This is a genomic window from Planomicrobium stackebrandtii (assembly GCF_030814955.1).
In the GTDB taxonomy this organism is placed as follows: Bacteria; Bacillota; Bacilli; order Bacillales_A; family Planococcaceae; genus Planococcus; species Planococcus stackebrandtii.
Window position 1 is genome coordinate 455,721 of sequence record NZ_JAUSWB010000002.1, and the last position, 26,983, is coordinate 482,703.

The following is a 26,983-nucleotide window of genomic DNA, read 5'->3' on the forward strand; positions in this document are numbered from 1 at the left end:
TTTATTAAAAGATGAAAAAACTACTACTTGGATTCCTGGTGGTGCTACTAGCACTTTCGACCTTCACGCAAGAGACTGCAAAAGCAGCGGATGATTTAACGGGCCATGCATATGAAGATGAAATAAGAGAATTGATGGAACTGGGTGTCATTAAGGGATATGATGATGGAACAATCCGGCCTAATAGAGAAGTAACACGCGCAGAGTTCGCTAAAATGGTTGTTCAATCATTTGAATTTGGGGCAGACGCAGAAAGTGCTTCTGTTGAAAATGCAGGGTTTACGGCAGCAGCAACAGCAGCAGCAACGATGGACTTTAAGGATGTTTTTCCAGAAAAATGGTATTACAATGACATAGCTACAGCCGTAGATGCTGGAATTATCAAAGGCTACCCGAATAATATTTTCAAGCCCAACGAACTGATCAACCGCGAACAGATGGCGACCATGGTGTCTCGTGCTTTGACAGCAAAAGGCATCGTCATTAATGTTTCAGAAACACCGGCGTTAAACTTTACCGATACTTCAACAATCAGAAATGAACATAAAGACGATGTCCGTGTTCTTTCCCATTTGGAAATCATTACGGGCAACAAAGACAATACTTTCAGACCGAAAGACAGCTCAGAAAGATGGATGGTGGCGTTAGTTATGCTGAGAGCCAGAGATGAAGTGTTCCCGCCTCAAAACCTGGAGTTCCAGGCGTCAGCGGTTTCGGCAGATAAAACAACTGTCGTAAAGCATTTCGATACGTTTGCCCAGGCAAAAGATTATGCTCAAAATAACGCAAAAGTTCAGGCAGTCGAGCGCAGCAACCAGATCCTTTGGATGAAGCAGGGGATTGCATCTACCAACGCCTTTACGGAAATTTATCCAACGGACAGCCTGAAGGCAGCCAACGGAACTTTCCGTCCTTACGTACCGGCCAACACAGAATTGAAATTCCTGGATGCTACAGCGACGACCGTCAAAGTGGAGTTGGCTGGCGAAGTCGGCTATGTCAGTTCAAAAGTGGTCCGACTGATTCCGGAACTGATGCAAAAAGGGCAGTCTTATTATGAAGCGTCCGGCAGCAACATGGTCCATAAAATCTTCAACCATGCAACAGGCAGCTATGCATCAACCGGCGTCATCGGCAAAGCACCGAAAGAATTTGTCAGCGGCATGAAGTATTACAGCTGGGACGGAGCGACGTTCACCAACGCATCCGGCGCCAAAGTGGTTGAGAGCCATCAGTATTTCAACATGCTGCCGCTCCAATCCGCAACCAGCTACACAGCTGCAGAGTTGGACAAATACTTGCAGGATAAATTCCCGTACTATAACCAGACTCTCAATGGCAAGAAATGGACAACCAGTCCGCTTGTCGGCACTGGAAAGTTCTTTAAAGAAATGGAAAAAACCTATAAGATCAACGCACTTTACCTGATGTCCCACGCCATTCATGAAAGCGGCTGGGGAGTCAGCAAAATCGCACAGGACAAGTTCAACTTGTTCGGCTATGGAGCGGTGGACGGCGATGCTTATAACCGTGCTTATTCCTATGCTACTTTCAGAGAATCGATTGAAGACGCAGCAACGCGCATCAACAAAGGCTACCAAGTACCAACTGGCGGCTTTTACAACGGCTCGGTCCTGGGCAACAAAGGCATTGGCATGAACGTTCGCTATGCGTCTGATGCATTCTGGGGAGAAAAAATCGCGGGCCACATGTTCCGTGCAGATGCCCACCTTGGAAACAAGGACTTGAACAAGCATGAACTTGGCTACACGACGACCGCTCCGCTGAACTTCAGAAAGGATGCGAGCACAAACTTTGCTTCTATCTATACATTGAAGACGGCAGGGGTTCCGGTCATCATCAACAACGAAACAAAAGCATCCAACGGAGCGCTATGGTATGAAGTCGCATCGGAAGACAAAGCCTTTACGAAAGCTTATGTCCATGGCTCGTATATCAAAATGCTGCCGCTTGCGCAGTAATAATATTTACACAACTTTAATAGAAGAACCCTGTGTTCAAGCGGTCATAGCTTGAACACAGGGTTCTTCTTTATGTTATACTAGCCTAAGATATTTTGCCCTAAAGAGGAGATTAATCATGACTTCAAAATTCGTCCATATACTGGGAGTGCCGTTTGTTAACACATCCCAGAAAGATTTTATCAGCACCCTTCAAAGCCGCATCGCCAAACAGGAAAAGACCTTCGTGGTAACCGCAAATCCTGAAATCGTCATGCACTCCCTGGAAGACGATCAATACAAACAGACTCTGGCAAAAGCCCAGTACATAACAGCAGATGGCATCGGCATCGTAAAAGCTGCAGCCATTATCGGCAAACCATTGCCTGAACGCGTCAGCGGCTATGATTTGATGCTCGACCTGCTTGAAACGGCAGACAAAAATCGCTCCAGCGTCTTTTTCCTGGGAGCGGCGGAAGAAGTATTGCAGGCAACAGTGAAAAAAGCCAAACAGAACTATCCGGGCATCCAAATTGCCGGCAGCCACAACGGCTTTTTTGATTGGAACGACCATGTTCTGACGCAGCAGATCAAAAATGCAGCTCCGGACATCGTCTTTGTCGCACTCGGCTTCCCGAGGCAGGAGCAATGGATCGGCGCCAATATCGATAAATTCGATAAAGGGGTATTCATTGGCATCGGCGGCAGTTTTGATGTCTTTTCCGGAACGGTCAAACGCGCACCGGAACTATGGCAGAAGATGAACCTCGAGTGGTTCTACCGTTTGGTCAAGCAGCCTTCCAGATGGAAACGCATGCTGGTGCTGCCGAAATTCGCAGCGACCGTGATCGGGCGAAAGGCATTACGCAAATAATGAAGAATACCCTGATCAAAAGTACGTTAATCTTATCTATTGCAGCATTGCTGTCAAAAATACTCGGCAGCCTTTTCCGGATTCCGCTTCAGAATATTGCGGGAGATGAAGTGCTGGGCATTTTTACGCTGGTTTATCCGGTCTATATGGTCGCCTTGACCTTGTCTGTCGCCGGAATTCCCATCGCCATCTCCAAACTGATTGCAGAAGCCCGTTCCAAAGGGGACGAACAGCAAGTCAAAAATATCTTTTTCACATCCGGCATTCTGGCCTTGATTTTCGGTGTCACAAGCTTTCTGGTCATCTATGGCTTTTCCAATCAAATCGCTGCAGTTCTTGGCGGCGGAACAACGCGCCTGGCGTTGATCGTCGTATCCTGCACTTTGCTCGTGGCGCCTTATATGGCTGTCTACCGCGGGTATTTCCAGGGGCATCAGGACATGACCCCGACTGCAGTGTCGCAAGTGATCGAGCAGTTTATCCGCGTTGGGCTGATTCTATTGGTGGCCATTTTCATGGTCGACCGCCTCTACAGCGATGAGCAGATTGCGGGCGGAATCATGATCGGCTCCATCATAGGTGCAATTGGTTCGTTCATCTATCTGCGCATCCTGTACAACCGCTCAGCGGTGAGAGTGGCTAAAGGGCTGCCGTACAAGCTGGCGAATTTCAAAGGGACGGCCAAAACCATCCTTAAAATTTCCATTCCGATCTGCATCGGAGCCATCACGATGGCCCTGTTGAACCTGGTCGATTCGATCACCATCCCTACTGCATTGAAAATGCACGGGGAAGCAACTGGAGACATCAATTCACTCTACGGCATATACGGACGTGGACTGGCGCTCGTCCAAATCGTTACGGTTTTTGCCGCTTCGGTCATTTTGCCCTTGATTCCTTCGATTTCGGCTAAGTTGGCAAATAACGACAAAATCGGTTCGGCCAAACTGATAGACAGTACGTTTTTCCTGACATATCTCCTGTCCGTTCCGGCGGCTGTCGGCCTGGTGGTTCTGACCTTGCCGATCAACCTCGGTTTGTTCACGGATTTGCAAGGCAGCACAGTGCTGGCCATCGTGTCGTTCAGTTCACTGTTCACTTCTTTGACAGTACTTGGAACGGGTGTTTTGCAGGGCATTAACAAAGCGCGCCTTGGCGCGTGGATCATCATCATCGGAGTGCTCATTAAATTGGCGCTGAACGTGGTGTTGGTCAATCTTTACGGCCTGGAAGGCGCAGCCCTTTCGACCGCACTCATCTATGTAATCCTATTTGTACTCAATGGCCTAGCCATCCGCAAATACACAGGATTCAGCTTTTTCCCGAAAAAAACCGGAACCATCGTTTTCGCTTCACTTGTCATGGGGACAGCCATCTGGCTGCCAAGTTTACTATTGGATTTTGAAGAGCTGCCGAGACTTGCAGCTTTATTGTATGTAGGGGCAGCAGCAGCAATCGGCGGCATCATCTACTTTGTTCTGCTGCTGGTTACCAAAGCAGTGGACCAAAGCGTACTGCAGCGCATTCCTGTCATAAATAAATTCATCACCAAGAAATAATGCCTGCAATCCGGGCCAAACCAAGAAAAGTTAAGGGTGTGTACTTACGTGAAGAAAGTTTTAATCGGAATTCTCCTTGCCGCATTGCTATTGACCATTCCCTCAGCATTCCAGCGCATACAAATAGAAGAATCGAATAAGAAAATCGAAACCATCATTCCCTATAAATTGATGACAGACTGGATCGTCCAGGATCCTGCGCTTACACCGGCCGACATACTTGCGGATTTCAAGAACGCTGGCATCCAAAGCGTCAGCCTGGAGCCGGATACGGTCAGTTCTCTTGAACGAAAAGGACTGATTACAGCTGTCAGTACCCCCCGCATGCGGGAACATCTTCTGCTGACCCAGCAGGATCCGCTGGAAGCGCCTTTTGATAAGCCCGGCCTATTCGTGCATTCAAATGGTACGTTTAACTTTGAAGAAATCACAGCCGGCTTTTTTGAAGAGAAATTTACTTATACGGTAAACGATGAAGAATACTTGTATATTCCAGGCGAAGCCAGCAGCATCCAGTCAACGCCGATAGGCTATGATTCGGAAGTGATTGCCTCAATTCAGGATGCCGGCTTGAAAGTGGTTCCCCGGTTAGGCGATTATTCGGATGAAGAACAGACGGAACGGATGATCGGTGAACTTCTTACAATTAAACAGCCTGACATCAATAAAGTTTTGTTCAGCGGAAACGCTGTACCGGCTGGTTCAGATCCTGTCCGTTTGAAAGAATTCGGCGAACAGCTGAAAGAGGCCGGCTATGGCTTGCTAAGCATCGAATTTGCTGGACAAGAGGGCTTGAATCAGTTGGCTTATGTCAATGACCTGAATCTTGTGCGGCTCCACAGCCTGGGGCTCACAAATGACAATATCGCCGAAAGCGCAGAGAAAATTGTCCGCGCCGCAAAAGAGCGCAATATGCGGGCCTTTTTCGTCAACATGACAATAGTAGAATATGAGCAGGCACTGTCCGCGTTGCGGGAGCTTCAAACGGAAGTGGATAGAGCATTGCCTGCAAGTTTTGTCCGTGGCGATTCCCGCACTTTTGACACGTACAGCGTGCCACTATGGCAAACCGCAATGGCTTTGCTTGGCGCTATCGCGTTTCTGACATTGGCGGCACAGTCCGTCTTTAAAAATAAATGGCTGACACTGGCTGCATTGGTGGGCTCAGCCCTCGCTGCCATCCTTTACCTGGTGACAGCTCAAAGCATGATCCTCAAAGCGTTTGCGTTGGCAATTGCCATCACGGCACCGATTTGGGCTGTGCTTTTGAAAAAAGAGCCAGAGAAAAAATGGTACCTGCTTCGGTCTTACGCACAGGCGCTTGCGATTTCCGCCATCGGCATCTGGCTCATCGTCGTGCTGCTGAATGGCAATCAATACTTATTGGGAATTGATTTGTTCAGAGGTGTGTCGCTAATTTATATTGTGCCGATTGCTTTTGTTGCGATCTATGCAATTTTCGGGAATATTAAAAAACTCTTGAAATTAAATGTGATTTATTGGCATGTAGTCGTTATTGCCGTTGTCGCTGCAGTCGCTTTGTATTATATGAGCAGAACAGGCAACGCGGGCCAAGTTTCCACTATCGAACTTCAAGCCCGGTTGCTGATGGAGCAGATTCTTTACGTCAGACCGAGAACAAAGGAATTTCTAATTGGCTTCCCGCTGTTCATCCTGGCGCTCCATGTAGCGAAAAGTTATCCGAAAGCTTATTACTTCCTGTTGATTCCGGGAGTGATCGGTTTCCTGTCCTTAGTGAATACATTTACTCATCTTCACATTCCGCTATTGATTTCATTGCTTAGAAGTGGTTATAGTATAGTTTTCGGGTTTATAATAGGACTTATCCTGATCTGGTTGTATGAAAAGTTTTGGAAGAAAATGATTACTATAATAAGAATGAGGTGGCAGGATTGAGAGTCGTTTTATCTGGGTACTATGGTTTTGACAATGTGGGAGACGAAGCGATTCTCTATGCCATTATCCATTCACTGAGAGAGTACCACCCAAGAATTGAAATTACAGTGCTATCACATAAGCCGGAACAAACGGCTGAAACCTATGGCGTAAATGCCATCAACAGATGGAGCCTGAAAGAAGTGCACGCAGCGATCAAGTCATCAGACGGCCTGATCAGCGGGGGAGGCAGCTTGCTGCAGGACGAAACCGGCCGCAAAAGCATCCCTTATTATGCAGGCGTCATGAAAATTGCCCAGCAGCTGAAAAAGCCGGTGTTCGTCTATGCGCAGGGAATGGGTCCCATTAACAGCAAGCTGAATCAGCGAATCGTCAAATATGTATTAAACTCCGTGAAAATGCTGACAGTGCGTGACCAGCAGTCCCGAGAACTTCTGGAAATAATCGGTGTTACATCTCAAATTCACTTGGTTCCGGATCCGGTTATGGGCCTCGATGCAAGCGGATTTCACAGCAGCTGGCTCCAGCAGCAAAATTTTCAGAACAAAGTTATCACGGTATCTGTTCGTGAATGGGCAGGTGATGCCTATGCCTTCCAGGAAATTGCAGCTGGGCTTGATCAACTGGCAAATAAAGGGCACGAAATCGTATTTGTCCCCATGCATGGAAAACATGATTTCCAAATCTCTAAAGACGTTGAGGGCTTAATGAAAAATAAAGCACACATAGCACCGTTCGACAGCACAATCCAAGAAAAAATGGCCATCATCAAAGAATCCGATGTCCTGTTCGGCATGCGCCTGCACGCCTTGATCTTTGCAGCTGTCGGCTGTACGCCATTTGTAGCTTTATCTTATGACCCGAAAATCGATTCGTTCGCTGAAATTGCCGCCCAGCCAGTCCTCGGCCACGTAGAGGCGGAAGATTGGAACGGCGCTGACCTTGTACAGGCGATCGAACGCATCTTCACAAACTACCCGGACGAGCTCGAGAAAATCACCGCTGCCGTTTCGCCGCTTCAAAAACGTGCAAACGCTACAGCACGCACCGTGATCGACGCTATTACAGCACCATCCGCCAGCATAGCACCACTGGCATACCAAGCAAAAACTAAAGTTAAGAACCGATAAACAAAAAGGCTGTCCCAAAAGGTTAAATCCCTTTTGGACAGCCTTTTTAGTTTGCTGTTAATGGATGAGTTGGGTTCTAGTATAGAAATCGCTGCAGGCGGCCGCTTTCGGTGGGCATGGCCTCTGTCGCTCTCTTCGCTGCGCTCAGTCCAAGTGGATCCGGCTAATGTCGCTCTGTCGCTTTGCTCCGTCACTGTCCCGCAGGAGTTGCCGCCTTCCACGCTTTCTTTTAGTCTTCTTCATACAATATGAGGGGTGAATGGAAGCGTCACTGTTGGCTTTATTTCGAGAAGAACATAAGAAAGCGATGGGGCACTTAGTGCTTTTCGCTTGCGAAAAGCGGGCATCTTGAAGGAACGAAGCGGATCGCTGTTGGTTGGTGTTGCCAGTAAATGACGGGTTGGATGCTTTTACCTCAACATTTCGTGTTTCTACCTGCACACTTTCTCTTCTTATCTTCACTTTTGACGAGGCTACCTGAACCTTTCAAATTTCTATCTAAACCTTTTGCTTCCTTACCTGAACGTTCCCTATTCTTCATCCAAATCGATTTTTTCCACAAAGTTCAAGCCCCTGAATGGAAGTTGTTCGCACCGCGAACAACCAGGAATAAGGAGCGGCGTTTTCTTGCCGAACTTCGCTCATAGAAAAAGAACCATATCTTTCCCCAAATCCATATAAGAAAGCAAAAGTGTGATGTAGAGAAGCAAAAGGGTGAGATAGAAACATCAATGCATCATGTAGAAACGTCGAACTTTCATATAGCAACACAAAAATCTCCTGTAGAACTCACCGCCCGCTCAGCAACACCAAGCGAAGGTGCGTGCACCACCGCTGCCGAGCGATTCCAGAACTGCACTCATTTTATCTACACCCAAAAACATCAGATGCTATCTGCGAAAACTCGTTAAGCTGAGGCGCGTCAAAGGAGGGGACGGAGCAATAAGACTGGCAGCGTTCCTTAGCTGCCTGGCTTATTGCGGGAGTCCTCTCCAGAGCGACCGAAGCGAACTCTAGAAACCACCAAAACTATTCCCGGCAACCAATAATTTCCGAGCGAAGGCGCGTGAACTACCGCTGCCGAGTGATTTTGAACTGCCCCCTTTTTATATACTACAAACAACATAAAATTCTTTTTCTCAAATAATCACCAAGCTGAGGCGCGTCAAAGGAGGGGGCGGAGCACTAAGACAGGCAGCGGTCCTCAGCTGCCCGGCTTAGTGCGGGAGTCCTCTCCAAAGCGACCGAAGCGACTTTAGAAACCTGCCAAAATAACTCCTACCACACTAAACTCTCCCAGCGAAGGCGCGTGCACCACCGCTGCCGGCCGAAACGATTTATAGAACCCGCCCCAACTTATTCCCAAATAAAAAAGGCATTCCCAAACTAAAAGGAATGCCTCACAACCTATGCCTTTGCTTCTTTCGTCTTTCGTGGTTTATTAAACACGCGGTTGCCTTGGCCAAAGACAATCCAGCTGTGCGGTACAAACTCATAGAAGAAACGGACGATCAGCCAACTGCTGAAGAACGTCGCCGCAAACGTGAACAGCTGCCATGAATGGAATATCAACGGTTCGCCGCTAGGCAGCATTTGCCGCAGGAATAACAGGAAGAGCGGATGGATCAAGTACATGCCGAAAGACACGGCGCCAATCTCGGTCAGGAACATCTTGAACTTTGGCACATTCCATTTCTGGATAAAATGAACCGTAATGAAAATTACCGCAGCCGCAAAAAATGCGTGCGTGCTCCATGCAAACTCAAGCAGCCGGTTGCTGTAGCTGCCTTGCTGGGTACGAATCATGAACATCATGCCTACGTACATGAAAATCGTAGCACCGTAACCGATAAAGATTCCGGCAAGCACAGCCCAATGTTTCCGCCAATCGTGGATCCACCCAGCGACACGTTCATAGTAGACGCCGAGGAATGCCCCGAAAAAGTAGAACATGAAATAGGACAGAGCGATTGAATTTTTTGCCGTCACCTGGAAAATTTCCGCGTTCATGGTGACCCATGTCCATTGAATGATGATCCCGAGGATGATGGCATACTTGCGGACAAACTTGAAGCGTTTGAACAAATACAGCAAGAACGGGAACATCAAGTAAAACTGTACACTGACAAAAACAAAATACAGGTGAGTATGTGCTTTGCCTGTCGCAAGTGCGGTCAGGAAGCTTGAAATCAGCGTGGGAAAATCCACAAAAGTATCATATAAGTTCAATTTCAATACGTAATAAAAGACCGAAAAGACAATATAAGGAACAAGAATATACAACAGACGTTTCTTATAAAACTTTTGGAACAAGTTCACCGTCAAGTCGCGGTGATAATAGGTATAGAACAAGATGAAGCTGCTCAGAAAAATAAATGTCGGCGTGCCCAATTTTCCGGCGATGTTGAAAAAATTATACAAGGCGAAGGGAAGTGAGCTTGGATCGCTTCCGCCTAGACCGGTGGAAGAGGAATGAACAGCAAACACGCCAAACAAGGCAAGGGCTCGTGCATACTGGACTTCATTCAAATACTTTCGGGATAAATTCATCGGATCACCTGGCTTTCTAAAATCTGGCGCTGCTTTGAAACAAGCACATCACCTATCATAACACGTTTAGGGTTCTGGGAAGAGTCCAAGCTTTGTAAGACTTTTGCTCTATGAAGATTGTTAAGGAATTGTTAAATTATTAGTAAAGTTCCAAATATTCTATTGTTGAATATATTTCGTCATGCTAAACTTAAAATGAATGATTGCGCTTACTGATTAAATGGGCCTTGCCCGTTTCCGCTAGCTCCAGCTCCAGTGAGCCAGTCCAGCATAGGCTGCAATTGCTCAAAAATTCTAAAGGATGGTGTCGAATGAAAGGAAAAATGTTTAAATCAGCAATCGCTGTTGCGCTGACTGCAAGTGTGGTCGGTGTCCAATCACCACAAACAGCCAGTGCGGCAGAAGGAGATTTTGAACTGACGATCATGCACACGAACGATACGCATGCAAACTTGGACAAAGTCGCAAATCGGGCAGCTCTAGTGAATAAAATCCGTGGAGAGCAACCGAACAACCTATTGCTTGATGCAGGGGATGTTTTTTCTGGAACACTTTACTTCAATACCTTTGAAGGGCAGGCAGATTTGCCATTCATGAATTTGATGAAATATGACGCTATGACTTTCGGGAACCATGAATTCGATTTAGGATCGAGCGAACGCGGCCATCAATCTCTTGCTGAGTTTGTCGAAGGCGCTGACTTCCCATTCGTAGCAGCGAACGTTGACTTATCAGCAGACGAAAATATGGGCGGACTCCAAAATGAAGTTTACACAGCAGACTATAATAACGGTGAGGTCTATAACGGCATCATCAAGGAAATTGACGGCGAACAAGTCGGCGTTTTCGGTTTAACTACTGAAGAAACAGCTTCCATTTCAAGCCCTGGAGACATCACATTTTCCAACTACATCGAAGCGGCTGAAGAAGCAGTTGCAGCATTTGAAGAAGCAGGCGTCAACAAAATCGTCGCTTTGACGCATATCGGCTTTAACGACTCAGCGGAATTCGATAACGATCAATTGCTGGCCGAAGCGGTTGAAGGCATTGATGTAATCGTTGGTGGACATACGCATGTGAAACTGGATGCACCTTTTGTTTATGAAGGAAACACAGATCCGACAGTAATCGTACAGGCAAATGAATACAATAAATTCCTTGGCCAATTGGATTTGACATTCAATGAAGAAGGCGTTATCACATCTCACGCAGGCCAATTGCATGACGTGAACGCAGAAGACATCGTTCCGGATGCTGAAGCAGCTGAACTTCTTGCTCCATTTGCAGAAGAAGTGGCAGAAGTGAAAAACCAGTCGACCGAAGCATCTGCTGAAATCTTCCTTAACGGCGGACGCAACGAAGGCGGCGTTCGAGCTTCTGAAACTAACCTTGGAAACCTGATTACAGACGGCATGTTGGCAAAAGCCAAAACGATCGATTCTGACACAGTGATCGCTCTTCAAAATGGCGGCGGTATCCGTGCATCCATCGATATCGGCGACATCACTGTTGGGGAAGTATTGACAACAATGCCATTCGGCAACGCGTTGGCAATCATGGAGCTGACAGGTCAAGAACTGAAAACGGCGCTTGAACACAGCGTGCGTCTTTTCCCAGCTGAAAACGGCGGCTTCCTGCATGTAGCAGGCATGGAAATGACATTCGATCCTAAAGCGGCAGCGGGATCACGTGTCACTTCTGTCAACATCAAGACGGGTGATACAATGACACCATTGGATTTGGAGGCAAACTACAAAGTTGCCACAAACACATTCACTGCTAAAGGCGGCGACGGTTTCACATCATTCGCTGCAGCTTATGAAGATGGCCGTGTAAGTGAACCAGGAAACATCGATTACGAAATGTTTATTGACCACATCCAATCATTGGACAGCGTGAAGCCGATGCTTGAAAACCGCATCAGCCCAAAAATTCCTTACACGGATGTGAACATGGACAACTGGTCAGCACCATATATCACGGATGTTTTTAACCGTGGCCTTATGACCGGGAAATCAGATACAATGTTCGCGCCACAAGAAACGCTGCCGCGTTGGCAGGCAGTGCTTATCCTGAACCGTATGTTGGGGGTAGAAGATATTGAAAATGCACCGGCTTCACCGTTCACGGATACGAAAGATCTTCCAGGAACTTTGGCAAAACAGATTGATGCAGCCTATGCAGCTGGTATGATCAATGGTGTCAGTGAGACGAAATTCAATCCAAGAGCCAACATCTCACGCGCTCATTTCGCTTTGATTTTGAAACGCGTTTATGAAAACGTCAATGGCGAATATGAAGTGACAGACCCTGCGGATTACAGCGATTACGGCAAGTACGATGAAGAAGCTATCACAATGTTGGATGAACTGGGAATTGTTGAAGGCTATAACGGCAAATTCAGACCAGGTGCATTCACATCCCGTGCAGAAACTGCAAAAATGATTTCTATTTTTGCACCATATGTTCAAGAATAAACGTTAATCATGGCATCTTTGCTGCCGGCAACTCCAGCAGTGAAGATGCTTTTCTACGAAATTTTTTGGTCTACCATTGGATAACTTTGTAAAAATTATTTCAGTAATATAAATAATTGTTTATAAAATTAAAAATTACAAATTTTTGATGATAAAAACCTATTTTTTATTGTACAATTACAGCAGATCCTACTACCCTACTAAGGAGTGAAAAACTTGTCCAAACATGCATTCAGCAAGATTTTATTGAGCCTTGTCCTGGTATTGTCCGCAATGCTGCCATACATGGCGACAACGGCAAATGCCGCAGAACCGATTACGGTCGCTGACGCGATTGCGAACAACTCAGGTTCGGCCACTGTCAAAGGCTTTATTGTTGGAACAGCTACCAGCGGAACCAATTACGATCAGGAAGCACCTTTTACATCTGCTACAAATCTAGGTCTTGCCGATTCTCCGGATGAAACGGATCCAACAAAAATCCTTCCGGTTCAATTGCCGACAGGAGCTGCACGTGCAGGATTGAACTTGGTCGACAACCCGACCAACTTTAAAGCTGAAGTTACCATCACTGGAACTTTAGGCGCTTATTTCCAAGTTCCAGGACTACGCTCAGCCTCAGCTTTCACAATCGAATCTGAAGGCGAAGCACCACCCGAGGCAACTGTCGTAGATTCATTGGCAGAAGCCCGTACTATGGAAGGTGAACTGATCCAGGTTGACGCAACCGTTACAACTGGAACAGGATTCTGGGGCGGCAACGCATTTTACGCACAGGATGACACAGCCGGAATTTACGTCTATACGTCGAGTGCAGCAGTTGCACCAGGAGACATCGTTCGTTTAACAGGTACGGTTTCTGAGTACAGCGGCGAATTGCAGCTGCAGCCGAACACGGTAGAAGTTTTGTCTTCGGACAATGAAGTACCGGCAGTCCAAACAGTTGAGCCAGCCGGTGTCAATGAAGACACACAAGGCGAGCGCGTTGAATTGCAGAACGTAACCATCACGGGCCTGCAATCGGTAAACGATTACGGTACGTTCGAGTTTTCGGCTCTTGCTGAAAACGGCGAATCGATCACAATCCGCAACGATAACCGCAACGGACTGACATTTGAACAATTCACGAAACAATACAAAGAAGGCGATTTGATCCATGTAAACGGAATCGCTTCGAAATTCAATGATTCCTACCAGGTGAAAACACTTGGCTTTGACAGCTTTGAACTTGTCAACAAACCGGCAGTATACGCCGATATTTTCCCAGGCGTTGTTTCAGAAGGGGCTGAAATCACGTTAGCTTCCGGCTGGGAAAATGCGAGCATTTATTACACGCTTGACGGTTCAGCACCGACTGCCGCCAGCACTGAATACACAGCACCAATCGTTTTGACAAAAGATACAGCGATCAAAGCAATCGCGGTCACTGATGAAACATCCGATGTCTTTACATTCGAATACACGGTCCTGAAAACAGGAGACTTAAAAATCCGTGACATCCAAGGCGATGGCCATTATTCGGAGTACGAAGGTGTAGCCGTTAATGAAATCGTCGGCGTTGTCACGCATCTGTACAACTCGGCAAACTTTGTTATCCAAGACCCTAACCCGGATGACGATTTGACGACTTCAGAAGCATTGATTGTCAACAAAGCATCAAACGGCCTTCAAGTCGGTGACCTTGTAACGGTCAACGGAACGGTGGAAGAACATTTCCAGGAAGGCTATTCAGATATGAGAGACAATGACCTGCCGATCACGCGCATCCGCGCAACTGACGCAGTAAAAACAGGAACTGCTCCACTTCCTGAACCGATTGTCATCGGAGAAGACGTACAGCCGCCATCTGAGATCATTGACAACGATGGTTTGACATCTTTTGATCCAAAAGAAGACGGCATCGATTTCTGGGAATCACTTGAATTGATGCGTTTAGCAGTACCGAACGCACAAGTCGTTGGACCGCAAAACTACGGCGAAGTGGTTGTCGTAGCGGAAAACTCGCCGAACACAGAATTCCATAAACAAGGCGGAATCCTGATCTCGGAAAATGATTACAACCCGGAACGCATTACCGTCGATTTCGACAATGAAGACTTTGTAGCCAAAGCAGGCGATTCGTTCAATGGCGACATCGTCGGCGTCATGGGCTTCGGCTTCGGCAATTACAAGCTTTGGGCGGAAGAAACGGATCTGCCAGAGCTGACAGACGGCGGAACACAGCCGGAACAAACATGGATTGAGAACAAAGAAGATGAATTGACAGTAGCAGCTTATAATGTAGAGAACTTTTCTGCTGACCCAAGCCATACAAGTGACGCAAAAGCACAGCGCATTGCAGAATCGTTCGTTGACGACCTGAACTCGCCTGACGTAATCGTTATGGTAGAAGTACAGGATACTGACGGCCCGATCGCTTCAAACGACAGCGACGCAACAGGAAGCTATGAACGTTTAATCGAAGGCATCAAAACAGCAGGCGGCCCGACTTATGCCTGGACCGACATTGCACCTGAATACAACAAGGATGGCGGACAGCCAGGCGGGAACATCCGCGTCGGCTACCTGTACAACCCTGAACGCGTAACTCTTTCAGAAGGAACAAAAGGAACGGCGACCGAGGACAACTCATGGGTAGACGGCGAACTTGCCTTGAACCCGGGCCGCGTCCAGCCGATCGCTATGCCGAACACACGCAAGCCAATTGCTGCACAATTTGAATTCCAAGGCGAGCAAGTCGTTGTCATCGGCGCACACTTGAACTCAAAAGGCGGAGACCAGCCTCTGTTCGGCCAGAACCAGCCGCCAGTACTTGGCTCTGAACCTGAGCGCATCGAATTGGCAAAAGCCATCAACGGCTTTATCGCTGAGGGGCTTGAGCAGGATCCAGACTTGAACGTCATCGTTGCAGGCGACATGAACGATTTCGAGTTCACACCGGCAATGAAAGCATTAAAAGGCGATATTTTAACGAATAAAGTCGAAGATGTGCCAGTGGAAGACCGCTACTCTTATTATTACCAGGGCAACTCACAGGTTCTTGACCACTTGTTGGTAACAAACAATTTGGCAGACCGCACAGAATTGGACATGGTCCACATCAATGCAATGTTCATGGAACAACATGGCCGCGCATCGGATCACGATCCATTGCTTGCACAAATCGCATTTGAAAAAGAGGAAGAAGTTCCAGAAAAAGATTTCCCGTTCACTGATGTGAAAGAAACAGCTTGGTCATTCCCGTTCATCAAAGATCTATACAATAGAGATTTGATCAAAGGAACTTCCGGCACAACTTATGCACCAAAAGAAAACTTGAGCCGCATGCAGGCAGTGACAATTCTGACACGCATCCTGGAGCTGGATATTGAAGACGCGAAAAAATCGCCATTCACCGACATCTCGGATATTCACCAAACGCGTCAGGATGAAATTAACGCAGCTTACCATGCCGGCATCATCAACGGCGTCACGGCTACCGAATTCAAACCGAAACAATTCATCAGCCGTGCACAATTCGCCTTGATGCTGAACCGTGTATATGAGTTGAAAAACGATGAGTATCCAATCGACAACTACGCACCATTCAGCGATTATGGCCAATTTAACGCAGAATCAAAACGGGCGATCACAATGCTGTATGACCTGGAGATTGTTGAAGGCTATAACGGCAAATTCATGCCATCCCAGTTCACTACACGTGAAGAAATCGCAAAAATGTTCTCGCTTTTCCGTCCATATATCACAGAATAAAATACGTTCCAATCAGCTCGGTCAGATTTTCTGATCGGGTTTTTTTATTGTTTTCTAGCAGTTTTAAAATCAGCTGGGGCCGCTTTGGAGTGGGTTTTATACATAGCATCTGATGTTGTATGTAGTAGATAAGAAGAGGGCTGTTTCGGAAACGCTTGGCAGCGATAGGGCACGCGCCTTCGCTGAGCAGGTTTTGTCTAGTGGAAATAGTTTTAGTGCTGATTTCTAAATCGCTTCGGTCGCTCTGGAGTGGGTTCCCGCAATAAGCCAGGCAGCTGTGGAATGCTGCCAGTCTTATTACTCCACCCACTCCGTGGACGCGCCTCAGCTTGGTGTGTATTTTATACATAGCATCTGATGTTGTGTGTAGTAGATAAGAAGAGGGCTGTTTCGGAATCGCTCGGCAGCGGTAGGGCACGCGCCTTCGCTTGGTGATGGTGAGTTCTACGGGAAGTTTTTATGCTGCTACATAAAAGATCAGCGTTTCTATATGATGCATCGATGTTTCTATCTCACCCTTTTGCTTCTCTACATGAACCTTTGGCTCTCTTACATGGATTCATAAAAAACATTCTACAATGTCAGAAGGATCCATCTCTTTTTGTGAGCGATGTCTGGAAAAAGGTGCCGCTTCCTATCCCTGGCTGTTCGCCACGCGAACGGTTCCCATCTATGGGCTTGAACTTTGTGAAAACGATAACGTGTTGGCAAAAATGGAGAAGTTTCAGCTAAAGACACGAAAGGTTCCTGTAGCCGCTTCGAAAGTTAAGGTAAGAATCCAGAAAGTGACGATAGAAACTCGTCATCCGCTATGCTCCTATCAATTACTAATATGAAAGGAACAAACCAACGAGCGATCCGCTTCGCTTCGCTCCTCCTAGATGCCCGCTTTTCGCAGGCGAAAAGCACTAAGTGCCCGTCGCTTCCTTATGTTCTCTTCAAAATTAAGTCAACAGTGATGCTTCTACTCCCCACCTATATTGTATGAAGAAACCTAAAGAAAGAGCGGAAGGCGGTGACTCCTGCAAGTCCCGCGGCAGCTGGCACCGCGACGTCCTGTCACGCCAGCTGCATGACCCACATCCTGAGGGCCCGAAAGCGTCCACCTGGAGCGATTTCTTTAAACTTTAAATTCACCACAAAAAAATATTTTTATTAATTCGAGAAACTAAATAATATCAAGCCCTATCTAGTAAAAACCTCTTAATTAACCTCTAATAACAAGGAAATATCACCAAATTTTATTTGCAACATTGAAAAAATATGGTAAATTTAAGTTGTTGTGCAATTGTAAAGATTCTTTATAATTGCGAATTAGAACTAAGGGGGAAAAAAATTGACGAAGTTAAAACCGCTTTTATTGTTGGCGATGGTCTTCATGATGACATTTAGTTCAGCTGTTTTCGGCCTTACCGGGGTATCGGCAGCCGTAAATTCATCGGAAGTGCCGAACGTGGAGTTGAAACAAGGGGAATTGAACATTCCTGAAACTTTCGTAAATCCAGAAGATCCGGAAAAAGAGGTCCGGGTGATCATCGAGCTTGAAGAAGCACCGGCGATTGAAAACGCTACCGAACGAGGCGTTCTCTATAAAAACCTTCCTGAAAACCAAAAAGAGTCATTGGAAGCGGCAGTTGTCTCGGGACAGGATTCCGTTCAGCTATCCATCGCTTCAATCGCTCCGCGCATTACATATCTTGAAAATTTCACAACCGTATTCAATGGATTTTCTGCTGAAGTTGAAGCAGGCCTTGTGGAAGACATCGCTGAGTTAAGCGGCGTTAAAGCGGTCTATGAATCGACTGAGTATCAGCGTCCTGAAGCTCAGCCGGAAATGAAATATTCGAAAGAATTGGTTCAAGCGCAACAGGCTTGGACAGATTACGGCTACCGTGGTGAAGGCCTGGTTGTTGGTGTCATTGATACCGGAATCGATCCGAGCCACAAAGACATGGTTTTGACAGACAACACAACAGGCGACATCACAAAGTCTGATGTAGCGGCGCTTGTGGCTGACAAATCCATCGAGAGCGGCAAATTCTTCACAGCAAAAGTGCCATTCGGCTATAACTACATGGATGGCAACGACGAAATTCTTGACCTTGGACCGGAAGCTTCCATGCACGGCATGCACGTTGCCGGAACAGTAGGGGCTAATGGCAATGAAGAAAATGGCGGAATCAAAGGCGTTGCTCCAGAAGCGCAGCTACTCGCGCTGAAAGTATTCGGCAACGACCCATTGTATCCGTCAACTTATGGCGATATTTACATAAAGGCGATCGATGATTCGATCAAATTGGGTGCAGATGTCATCAACATGTCACTTGGATCGACTGCAGGATTTGTGGATTCCTCACATCCTGAACAAAAAGCGGTTGAAAGAGCGACAAACAACGGCATCTTGGTTTCCATCTCAGCAGGTAACTCTGATATGTTCGGTTCGGGCTTTTCTTACCCGCACGCAGATAACCAGGATTATGGCTTGACTGGATCACCAAGTACGTCAATCGATTCATTTGGCGTAGCGTCATTTGAAAACGACATCATCACAGCGATGAGTTTTGCTTATCAAGTGGATGGCGCAGAAGCCGGACGCGGCATGTACTTGCTTGCCAATGATGCAGATCCGCGCGATTTGCCGAATGCCAATTATGAAGTATTGGCAGCAGGACTTGGTAAACCAGCAGATTTTGAAGGAAAAGATTTTTCTGGTAAATTTGCGTTAGTGTCACGCGGAGAAATTGGCTTTGTTGAAAAAGGCATAGCGGCACAAGAAGCTGGCGCGATCGGCGTTATTATCTATAACAACGCGACAGGCACCATTAGCATGGCATCAGATCCATCCATCGAAATTCCATACATGTCTGCACTTCAGGCAGATGGCGTTGCGATGAAAGAACAGTTGGATGCTGGCAAAAAAGTGACCGTTGCATTTGACGGGGAATTCCTTGAAACTCAAAACCCGAGCGCTGGTGAAATGAGTGATTTCACATCTTGGGGCCCAACTCCGAACCTGGATTTCAAACCGGAAATCACAGCTCCAGGCGGCAATATTTTCTCTACATTAAACAATGATGAATACGGCTTGATGAGCGGTACGTCAATGGCGGCTCCTCACGTTTCCGGCGGAACAGCATTGATGTTCCAACGCATCCAAGAGCTTGGCCTTGAAGGCCGCGAGCGTGTTCAATTCGCGAAGAACCTGATGATGAACACATCAGATCCGGTTGAATTCGCAAAAGATCAATATGTATCTCCACGCCGCCAAGGTGCTGGCTTGATGCAATTGCACGACGCACTATCAACAGACGTTATGTTGACGAATAAAGCGACAGGCGATGCAAAAGTTGCTTTGAAAGAAATTGCAGACGATAAATTCACATTCACATTGGAAGCTGAAAACTTCTCTGATGAAGCCGCAACTTATGCAGTGGATGTAAACGTTCAAACCGATAATACAGCGCCATTAGCAGGAAATGAAGTTACTGCACCAAACCTTACAGGTTCATATGTAGTAACAGAAGATGTAGAAATCAATGCACCTGAAACGATTACAGTTCCGGCAAACGGAACAGCAGAAGTTTCAGTGACAGTTGACGTATCAGCGCTTGAAGGCATGAAAGAATATGCCGCATTTACAAACGGATTCTTCGTGGACGGGTTTGTAACGTTGACGGATGAAAACGAAGAAGTGACAGGAAATACAGAATTGGTCGTTCCTTACTTCGGCTTTAACGGCGGATGGGACGATGCCAGCATCTTCGACGAATTTACGTGGGAGGCCGGCTCATATTACAAAACGACTTTACTGGCAGATGAAGCAGGCAACGATATCACTGGCGGCACACATGCCGGCAAATATGTTCCTGAACGCTTCGCCTTTTCACCAAATGGCGATGAATTGCAGGATGTGGCAGTCCCTGTCTACTCCTTGATGAGAAACGCCAAAGAATTTGAAGTCAATGTATTGGATACGGCAGGCAAAAAGCTGCGCACAATCCGTACAGCTTCAAGTTTGACTAAGCATTATTCGTCTACTTTGCCTTACACATTCAACCCGCTCAACGGCTGGGACGGCATGATCAACGGCGAACCAGCAAAAGATGGAGCTTACCAGATCCAGCTTCGTGCCGTCATTGATTATCCGAATGCAGAGTGGCAGTCGATTAACTTCCCGATCATTATCGACACAGTAGCACCCGAAGCGGCAGCAACTTACGATGCAGAAACAAAAACAGTAAACGTTTCGAAGTTTGAAGACAACGCTTCAGGCGTTGGTGCAGATCGTTGGGAAGTATACGTCAACGACGAAGAAGTAACGGAAAACGAAGATACGCCTGCAGATGAATCTCTTGCACCGGCAACCACGTCTTATCAAGTGGCAGCGCCAGTGAAAACGGATGATGTCGTAACAGCAGTTTTCTATGACAGTGCCGGCAACACAACAGCAGTAGAACTCAATGCTACTTCTAAAAATGAAACAAAGGCACCGGTTATCTACTTCACATCACCAGAAGTTTTAGAAACTTTTGATACAAAAACAGTGAAAGTCACAGGCTCTGTGGAAGACGATTCAAAAATCGTTTCCCTGACAGTCAATGGCGTCAAAGCCAACAAGTTTGATGGCGAAGAATTTGAGCACACCCTAACATTCAAAGACGGCTCTCAACACGTTGTCGTCAAAGCAGTAGATGAGTTCGGCAACGAAATGGAACTTCGCCGCCAGGTATTGGTAGATACAACTCCGGCCGTCATCACATTAGTGGATGCGCCAAAAACTGTGGGAGCCAACACATCTGAAGTCGAAGTGACATTCAATGTGAAAGACAATATGGACCAAATCTATGCTTACCTGAATGGCAGCGAAGTCTTCAAAAAAGACATGTCCGAGCCATACGGCAAAGCAAGCTTTAACCAAAACATCAAAACCAAAGTGCCCGTAAGCAAAATCGGCAAAAATGAATACACATTGTCAGTCGAAGATGCAGCTGGCCACGTTACTGAAAAAACATTCACAATCACCAAAGCATCAAAAGTAACATTCACCGATATCCAGACGCATTGGGCGAAAACCCAAATCGAAACATTGGCTTCACAAGGCATCATCAAAGGGAAAACAGACACACTTTTCGCGCCAAAAGCCGATTTGACACGTGCTGAATTCGCCGCCTTGCTGGTCCGTACACTGGAATTGCCTCTGGAAGACTATGAAGGCACGTTCAAAGATGCAGATCCAGACAAAACATGGGCTGCCGAAGAAATCGAAGCAGCTGCCCGTGCTGGCATCGTTCGCGGAGTGACTACAGATACATTCAATCCAAAAGCGCAAATTTCCCGCCAGGACACAGCCGTCATGATCATGCGTGCAGTTGAATACCAGGAAGCATCACTGCTTGAAGGCCTGGACACAACTCACGAATTTGAAGACGACGCAGCAATCAAAGCCTACGCAGATGAGTCCGTCAAGCAAGCATACGCACTCGGCCTAATCACTGGCCGCGAAGGCAACATCTTCGACCCACTAGCAAAAATCACACGAGCTGAAACAGCAGTAGTTCTCTACCGCGCACTCGAAAAGATGGAGCTATTGGATTAACATCTTATCAAAACAGAACAGGCAAGCAATCAGAACGTTGATTGCTTGCCTGTTTTTTTAGTGTGACGTGGAGATGGAGAAATCGTTCCAGGCGGACGCATTCGGGTCTACGACATTGAAAATATCTATAGTAGCGGGTGAAGATAGAAAGCAGAAGGAAGCCTCACGACAATAGTGGGTTTGCACTTTTGCTTTTCGCTTGCGAAAAGCGGGCAATCTTGGAGGAGCGAAGCGGATCGTTCGTTGGTTTGTTCCTTTCATATTAGTATGGATTGCTTTTCTATTAGTAATTGATAGAGAGCATAGCTGATGACGAGTTTCTATCGTCACTTTCTGGATTCTTACCTTACCTTTCGAAGCGGCTACAGGAACCTTTCGTGTCTTTATCTGAAACTTCTCCATTCCTACCAAAACTTTATCGTTTTCACAAAGTTCAAGCCCATAGATGGAAGCCGTTCGCGTGTCGAACAGCCGGGGATAGGAAGCGGCACCTTTTTTACAGACATCGCTCACAAAAAGTGATGGATCCTTGTGGCATTGTAGAATGCTAATTTTTGTGAATCCATGTAAGAGGGCAAAAGGTTCATGTAGAGAGGCAAAATAGTGAGATAGAAACATCAATGGATCATGTAGAAACGCCGATCTTTCATGTAGCAACACAAAAACTTCCTGTAGAACACATCGCCCGCTCATCAGCACTAAGCGAAGGCGCGTGCACCACCGCTGCCAAGCGACTCCAGAACTGCCCTCAATCTATCTACTACAAACAAAGTTAGATTCTTTTTACCAAACAACACCAAGCTGAGGCGCGTCAAAGGAGGGGGTGGAGCAATAAGCCAGGCAGCGTTCTCCAGCTGCCCGGCTTATTGTGGGAACTTCCTCCAAAGCGACCGAAGCGAGTTATAGAACCCCACCCAAACACTCACACCACTCTCCAAGCGAAGGCGCGTGCACCACCGCTGCCAAGCGATTCCAGAACTGCCCTCCACCTATCTGCTTCAAACAAAGTCAGATTCTTTTTACCAAACAACCACCAAGCTGAGGCGCGTCAACGGAGGGGGTGGAGCAATAAGCCAGGCAGCGTTCTCCAGCTGCCTGGCTTATTGTGGGAACTCCCTCCAAAGCGACCGAAGCGATTTATAGAACCTCTACCCCGTACTTACCACTCTCCCAATACTACTAAAAAAAGGAAATAAGCAGAGACTCCGAAAACCCAAAGTACCTAAAAAATTCGAAGAGGATTAACAAATAAGATAGCTTTGGAACCATGGACTTTTGATTGATAAACTGGAAAAATGAAGTTGACTTAATTATTTGATAATTTAGATAAGGATCTCAGAATGAGGAGGAACAAGTATGAAAAAAATGTTAGTATTGATGGCGATTTTATTATTGATGGTGAGCGGTCTGGGTGGATTCGGCAGTCCGCAGGTGCAGGCAGCGCCGGAACCGGAAGTCAAGCTGGCGCAGACGCTGCTCAAGCCGGAATCGCCGAAAGAGAAAGTGCGGGTCATCATCGAACTGCAGGAAGAACCGACGATCGAAGCGGCAACCTCACAAGGCGTGCTCTACAAAGAGCTGCCGGATGAGCAGAAACAGCGCATCGAAGCGGCGGCTGTAGCGAAGCAGCAAACCGTACAGACGGCGATTGCTGACGTGGCGCCGGCCATCGATTATCTCCAAACCTTCACCGCCGTCTTTAACGGCTTTTCGGCGGAAGTCGAGGCGGGGCAGGTGGCGGAAATCGCAGAGCTGCCAAGTGTCAAAGCGGTATACGAAGCGACTGAATACCAGCGTCCCACAATCAAACCGACCATGAAACACTCAAAAGAACTCGTGCAGGCGCAGCAGGCGTGGCGCGATTATGGCTTTAAAGGAGAAGGCATGATTGTCGGCGTTATCGATTCCGGCATTGACCCGGATCATCAGGACATGGTGCTGACCAATAACACAACCGCTGCGTTGACACAAGCGGAAGTAGAGGCATTTGTTTCCGGCAGCGAAATAGAAGAAGGCAAGTTCTTTACACAGAAAGTGCCGTTTGGCTATAACTACATGGATGCCAATACGGAAATCCGGGACATAGCACCGGGCGCGTCGATGCACGGCATGCACGTGGCCGGAACGATTGGCGCTAACGGCAACGAAGAAAATGGCGGCATCAAAGGCGTCGCACCAGAAGCGCAGTTGCTGGCGCTGAAGGTGTTCGGGAATGATGCCAACTCTCCTTCGACGTTTGGCGACATTTACATCAAGGCAATCGATGATTCCATCAAACTTGGCGTGGATGTCATCAACATGTCGCTCGGTGCAACGGCAGGGTTTGTCGATACGTCGAGCCCCGAACAGCAGGCAGTGGAACGGGCAACAAACAACGGAATTCTGGTAGCCATTTCCGCAGGCAATGAAGACCTGCGCGGTTCCGGCTTCTTGGCACCGTTTGCGGAAAACCAGGATTATGGCCTGATCGGCACACCGGGGACAGCCATTGATTCGCTGGGAGTGGCGTCTTTTGAAAACAGCGTCATTACCACCGACAGCTTTGTCTACCAAATAGCCGGCGCTGAGTCCGCACGTGCGCTGTACTTGCTGGCGAATGAAGCAGAGCCGGAAAGTTTGCCCGCGGATTCTTATGCAGTAGTGGATGCAGGGCTGGGGCAGCCGGCAGATTTTGAAGGAAAAGACGTCAACGGCAAATTTGCTTTGATTGCACGCGGCACGATTGCGTTTACGGAAAAAGCGTTTGCGGCTCAGGCGGCGGGGGCAGCAGGCGTGATCATTTACAACAACACGACCGGGCCGATCAATATGGAATCGGATCCGGCAATCACCATCCCGTTCATGTCAACGCTCCAGGCGGATGGTCTGGCCATGAAAGCGGCGCTTGATGGCGGCAAAGGAGTGACTGTTTCTTTTGACGGAGAGAAATTGGAAACGCCAAATCCGACCGCCGGCAAGATGAGTGATTTTACGTCCTGGGGGCCAACGCCGAACCTGGACTTTAAACCGGAAATCACAGCACCGGGCGGCAATATTTTCTCTACACTCAATGACAATGAATACGGTTTGATGAGCGGAACGTCGATGGCGGCTCCTCACGTAGCGGGCGGAGCGGCGTTGTTGTTCCAGCGCATTGAAGAGCTTGGCTTAGAAGGGCGGGATCGCGTGAATTTTGCGAAAAACCTCATGATGAATACCGCCAATCCAGTCGAATTGACGGCGGGGCAATTTGTTTCTCCGCGCCGGCAAGGGGCAGGCTTGATGCAATTGCACGACGCGCTGTCAACGGACATCATGCTGACCGACCAGGACAGCGGTGAAGCCAAAGTGGCATTAAAGGAAATTCAGAACAACCGCATGACCTTCACGCTGCAGGCTGAGAATTTCTCGGATACTGAAGCAACATACGCCGTGGCGGTCAATGCCCAAACAGATTACGTCACGAAGCTTCCGGAGCGGAACATTAATGTGACGGATCCAAACCGTTCCGGTGCCAATGTGGTGACCGATCTTGTCAACATCACAGCACCCGAAACCGTGACGGTGCCAGCGAACGGCACAGCCGAAGTCCAGGTGACGATCGATGCCACGGCCTTGCAGGGACGTCCGGAATTTGCAGGGTTCACCAACGGCTTCTTCATTGACGGATTTATTACATTGACCGATGCCAATGAAGGCGTGACCGGCAATACGCCGCTTGCCGTTCCGTATTTCGGATTTAACGGGGGATGGGACGATGCACCGGTTTTTGACGACGTGGCATGGGATCCTAATACATTTTTCGCCTCCACATTCCTGACTGATGACTTTGGAATGATCATCAATGGCGGCAGCCACCAGCAAGGCTTTGCACCTGAACGTTTCGCCTTTTCACCAAATGGCGATGGCAGCCGTGAATCGATCATTCCGGTGTTCTCATTGCTCCGCAACGCCAAGGGGCTGGAGATCAACGTGCTGGATGCGGACGGCAAAAAGCTGCGGACTTTGCAGACCGGAAAAAATTTAGTGAAAAATTATACCGACGTTTTCGCCTATTATTATGACCCGCTCAATGAGTGGAACGGAGAAGTATTGGGTGAGATGGTGGCAGACGGCAAGTATCAGATTGAAATGCGCGCCGTTATTGATTATCCGAATGCCGAATGGCAGTCGCTGAAGATTCCGATTTTGGTTGATACGGTAGCGCCTGCTGCAAGCGCTGCGCTCAATGCGGAAACCAAAACCGTGACAGTCGCGAGTTTTGCGGATAATACAGGGGGCGGGGGAGCGGATCGCTGGGAAGTGTTCCTCAACAACGTCGAGCTGACGGAAAATCCGGATACCTTTGAAGACGAATCACTGGCACCAGTGACCACCAGCTATGTTGTGCCGGTCGACATAAAAGAAGGTGACGTGCTAAAAGCAGTTTTCCATGACACCGCTGGCAATAAAACCGAAGTACCGCTGACAGGGGGAGTCGCTGATACCGAAAAACCAGGAGTGTCCATCATTTCACCGGGGTTGTTTGAAGTATTGAGCACTCAGCGCGTGGATGTGTTCGGCAGCGTGGAAGACCCATCACGCATCGTCTCGGTTACCATCAATGATGAAAAAGCCGATCGATTTGACGGCCTGTTTTTCCAGCATACCTTAACATTGGAAGACGGCCGCAACGACATCACAGCCAAAGCGATTGACGAAGCAGGCAATGAACTTGAAGTACGAAGCCAAGTGCTCATCGATACCCAGCCGGCCCAGCTCGAGCTGCTGGACGTACCGGAGACAGTAGAAGCCGATCAGGATAGTGCGGAAGTGAGTTTTAGTGTCACAGACAATATGGACGATATCCGGGTCTACTTGACCGACAGTGAGGTCTACAGCCAAACGATGACCGAGCCATATGGCGAAGGAGAATTTGACGAAGAAATCACCATTACAGTGCCTGTTGAAAGTCCTGGAGAAAACGAGTTCACCTTGAAAGTAGTGGATGCGGCAGGGCTCATCACAGAAGAAACTTTTGTTATCACAAAAGAATAATGAGCATGCATGGTAAAAAGCCGGGAGAAACTTCTCCCGGCTTTTGTTTGGAATTGTTTGGGTGCCTGGCACCCAAACAATTCAAAAAAATTTTTGAAGCCAATTTGGCAAGATTCCAGAAGCTTTAATGATGAAAAACTATTTTTGAAC

General features: G+C 47.5%; 10 protein-coding genes. 9 read left to right on the forward strand and 1 reads right to left on the reverse strand.

Annotated features, from left to right (window positions below):
* The first annotated feature begins 11 nt into the window (after positions 1 to 11).
* The 5 genes from QOZ98_RS05805 to csaB all read left to right on the forward strand — a co-directional run bounded on the left by QOZ98_RS05805 (position 12) and on the right by csaB (position 7,441).
* The gene (locus tag QOZ98_RS05805; protein ID WP_308786532.1) at positions 12 to 1,982 is read left to right on the forward strand and encodes an S-layer homology domain-containing protein; all 1,971 of its coding nucleotides are present in this window, start codon (positions 12 to 14) and stop codon (positions 1,980 to 1,982) included.
* A gap of 118 nt (positions 1,983 to 2,100) precedes the next feature.
* The gene (locus QOZ98_RS05810; RefSeq protein WP_308786533.1) at positions 2,101 to 2,835 is read left to right on the forward strand and encodes a WecB/TagA/CpsF family glycosyltransferase; all 735 of its coding nucleotides are present in this window, start codon (positions 2,101 to 2,103) and stop codon (positions 2,833 to 2,835) included.
* Positions 2,835 to 4,394, forward strand: coding sequence for a putative polysaccharide biosynthesis protein (locus QOZ98_RS05815; RefSeq protein WP_308786595.1), 1,560 nt, complete (start codon positions 2,835 to 2,837; stop codon positions 4,392 to 4,394). Before QOZ98_RS05810 ends, QOZ98_RS05815 begins: the two co-directional genes overlap by 1 nt.
* A gap of 48 nt (positions 4,395 to 4,442) precedes the next feature.
* Positions 4,443 to 6,311, forward strand: a complete 1,869-nt coding sequence (locus QOZ98_RS05820; RefSeq protein ID WP_308786534.1) for a DUF5693 family protein — start codon at positions 4,443 to 4,445, stop codon at positions 6,309 to 6,311.
* Complete coding sequence (gene csaB, locus QOZ98_RS05825) at positions 6,308 to 7,441, forward strand: polysaccharide pyruvyl transferase CsaB (RefSeq protein ID WP_308786535.1); 1,134 nt, start codon at positions 6,308 to 6,310, stop codon at positions 7,439 to 7,441. Before QOZ98_RS05820 ends, csaB begins: the two co-directional genes overlap by 4 nt.
* Before the next feature lie 1,407 nt (positions 7,442 to 8,848).
* Here csaB and QOZ98_RS05830 read toward each other — a convergent pair.
* The gene (locus QOZ98_RS05830) at positions 8,849 to 9,991 is read right to left on the reverse strand and encodes an acyltransferase (RefSeq protein ID WP_308786536.1); all 1,143 of its coding nucleotides are present in this window, start codon (positions 9,989 to 9,991) and stop codon (positions 8,849 to 8,851) included.
* A gap of 311 nt (positions 9,992 to 10,302) precedes the next feature.
* Here QOZ98_RS05830 and QOZ98_RS05835 point away from each other — a divergent pair, with 311 nt between their 5' ends.
* The 4 genes from QOZ98_RS05835 to QOZ98_RS05850 all read left to right on the forward strand — a co-directional run bounded on the left by QOZ98_RS05835 (position 10,303) and on the right by QOZ98_RS05850 (position 26,833).
* Positions 10,303 to 12,468 (forward strand): 5'-nucleotidase C-terminal domain-containing protein, encoded by a 2,166-nt coding sequence (locus QOZ98_RS05835; RefSeq protein WP_308786537.1) that lies wholly within the window; start codon positions 10,303 to 10,305, stop codon positions 12,466 to 12,468.
* A 207-nt stretch (positions 12,469 to 12,675) separates the two neighbouring features.
* Positions 12,676 to 16,221, forward strand: coding sequence for a DUF6359 domain-containing protein (locus tag QOZ98_RS05840; protein ID WP_308786538.1), 3,546 nt, complete (start codon positions 12,676 to 12,678; stop codon positions 16,219 to 16,221).
* 1,336 nt (positions 16,222 to 17,557) lie between these two features.
* The gene (locus QOZ98_RS05845) at positions 17,558 to 21,817 is read left to right on the forward strand and encodes a S8 family serine peptidase (RefSeq protein WP_308786539.1); all 4,260 of its coding nucleotides are present in this window, start codon (positions 17,558 to 17,560) and stop codon (positions 21,815 to 21,817) included.
* A gap of 1,356 nt (positions 21,818 to 23,173) precedes the next feature.
* Positions 23,174 to 26,833 carry a S8 family serine peptidase gene (locus QOZ98_RS05850; protein ID WP_308786540.1) on the forward strand — a complete coding sequence of 1,220 codons (3,660 nt, stop codon included), beginning with the start codon at positions 23,174 to 23,176 and terminating at the stop codon, positions 26,831 to 26,833.
* Positions 26,834 to 26,983: the final 150 nt, after the last annotated feature.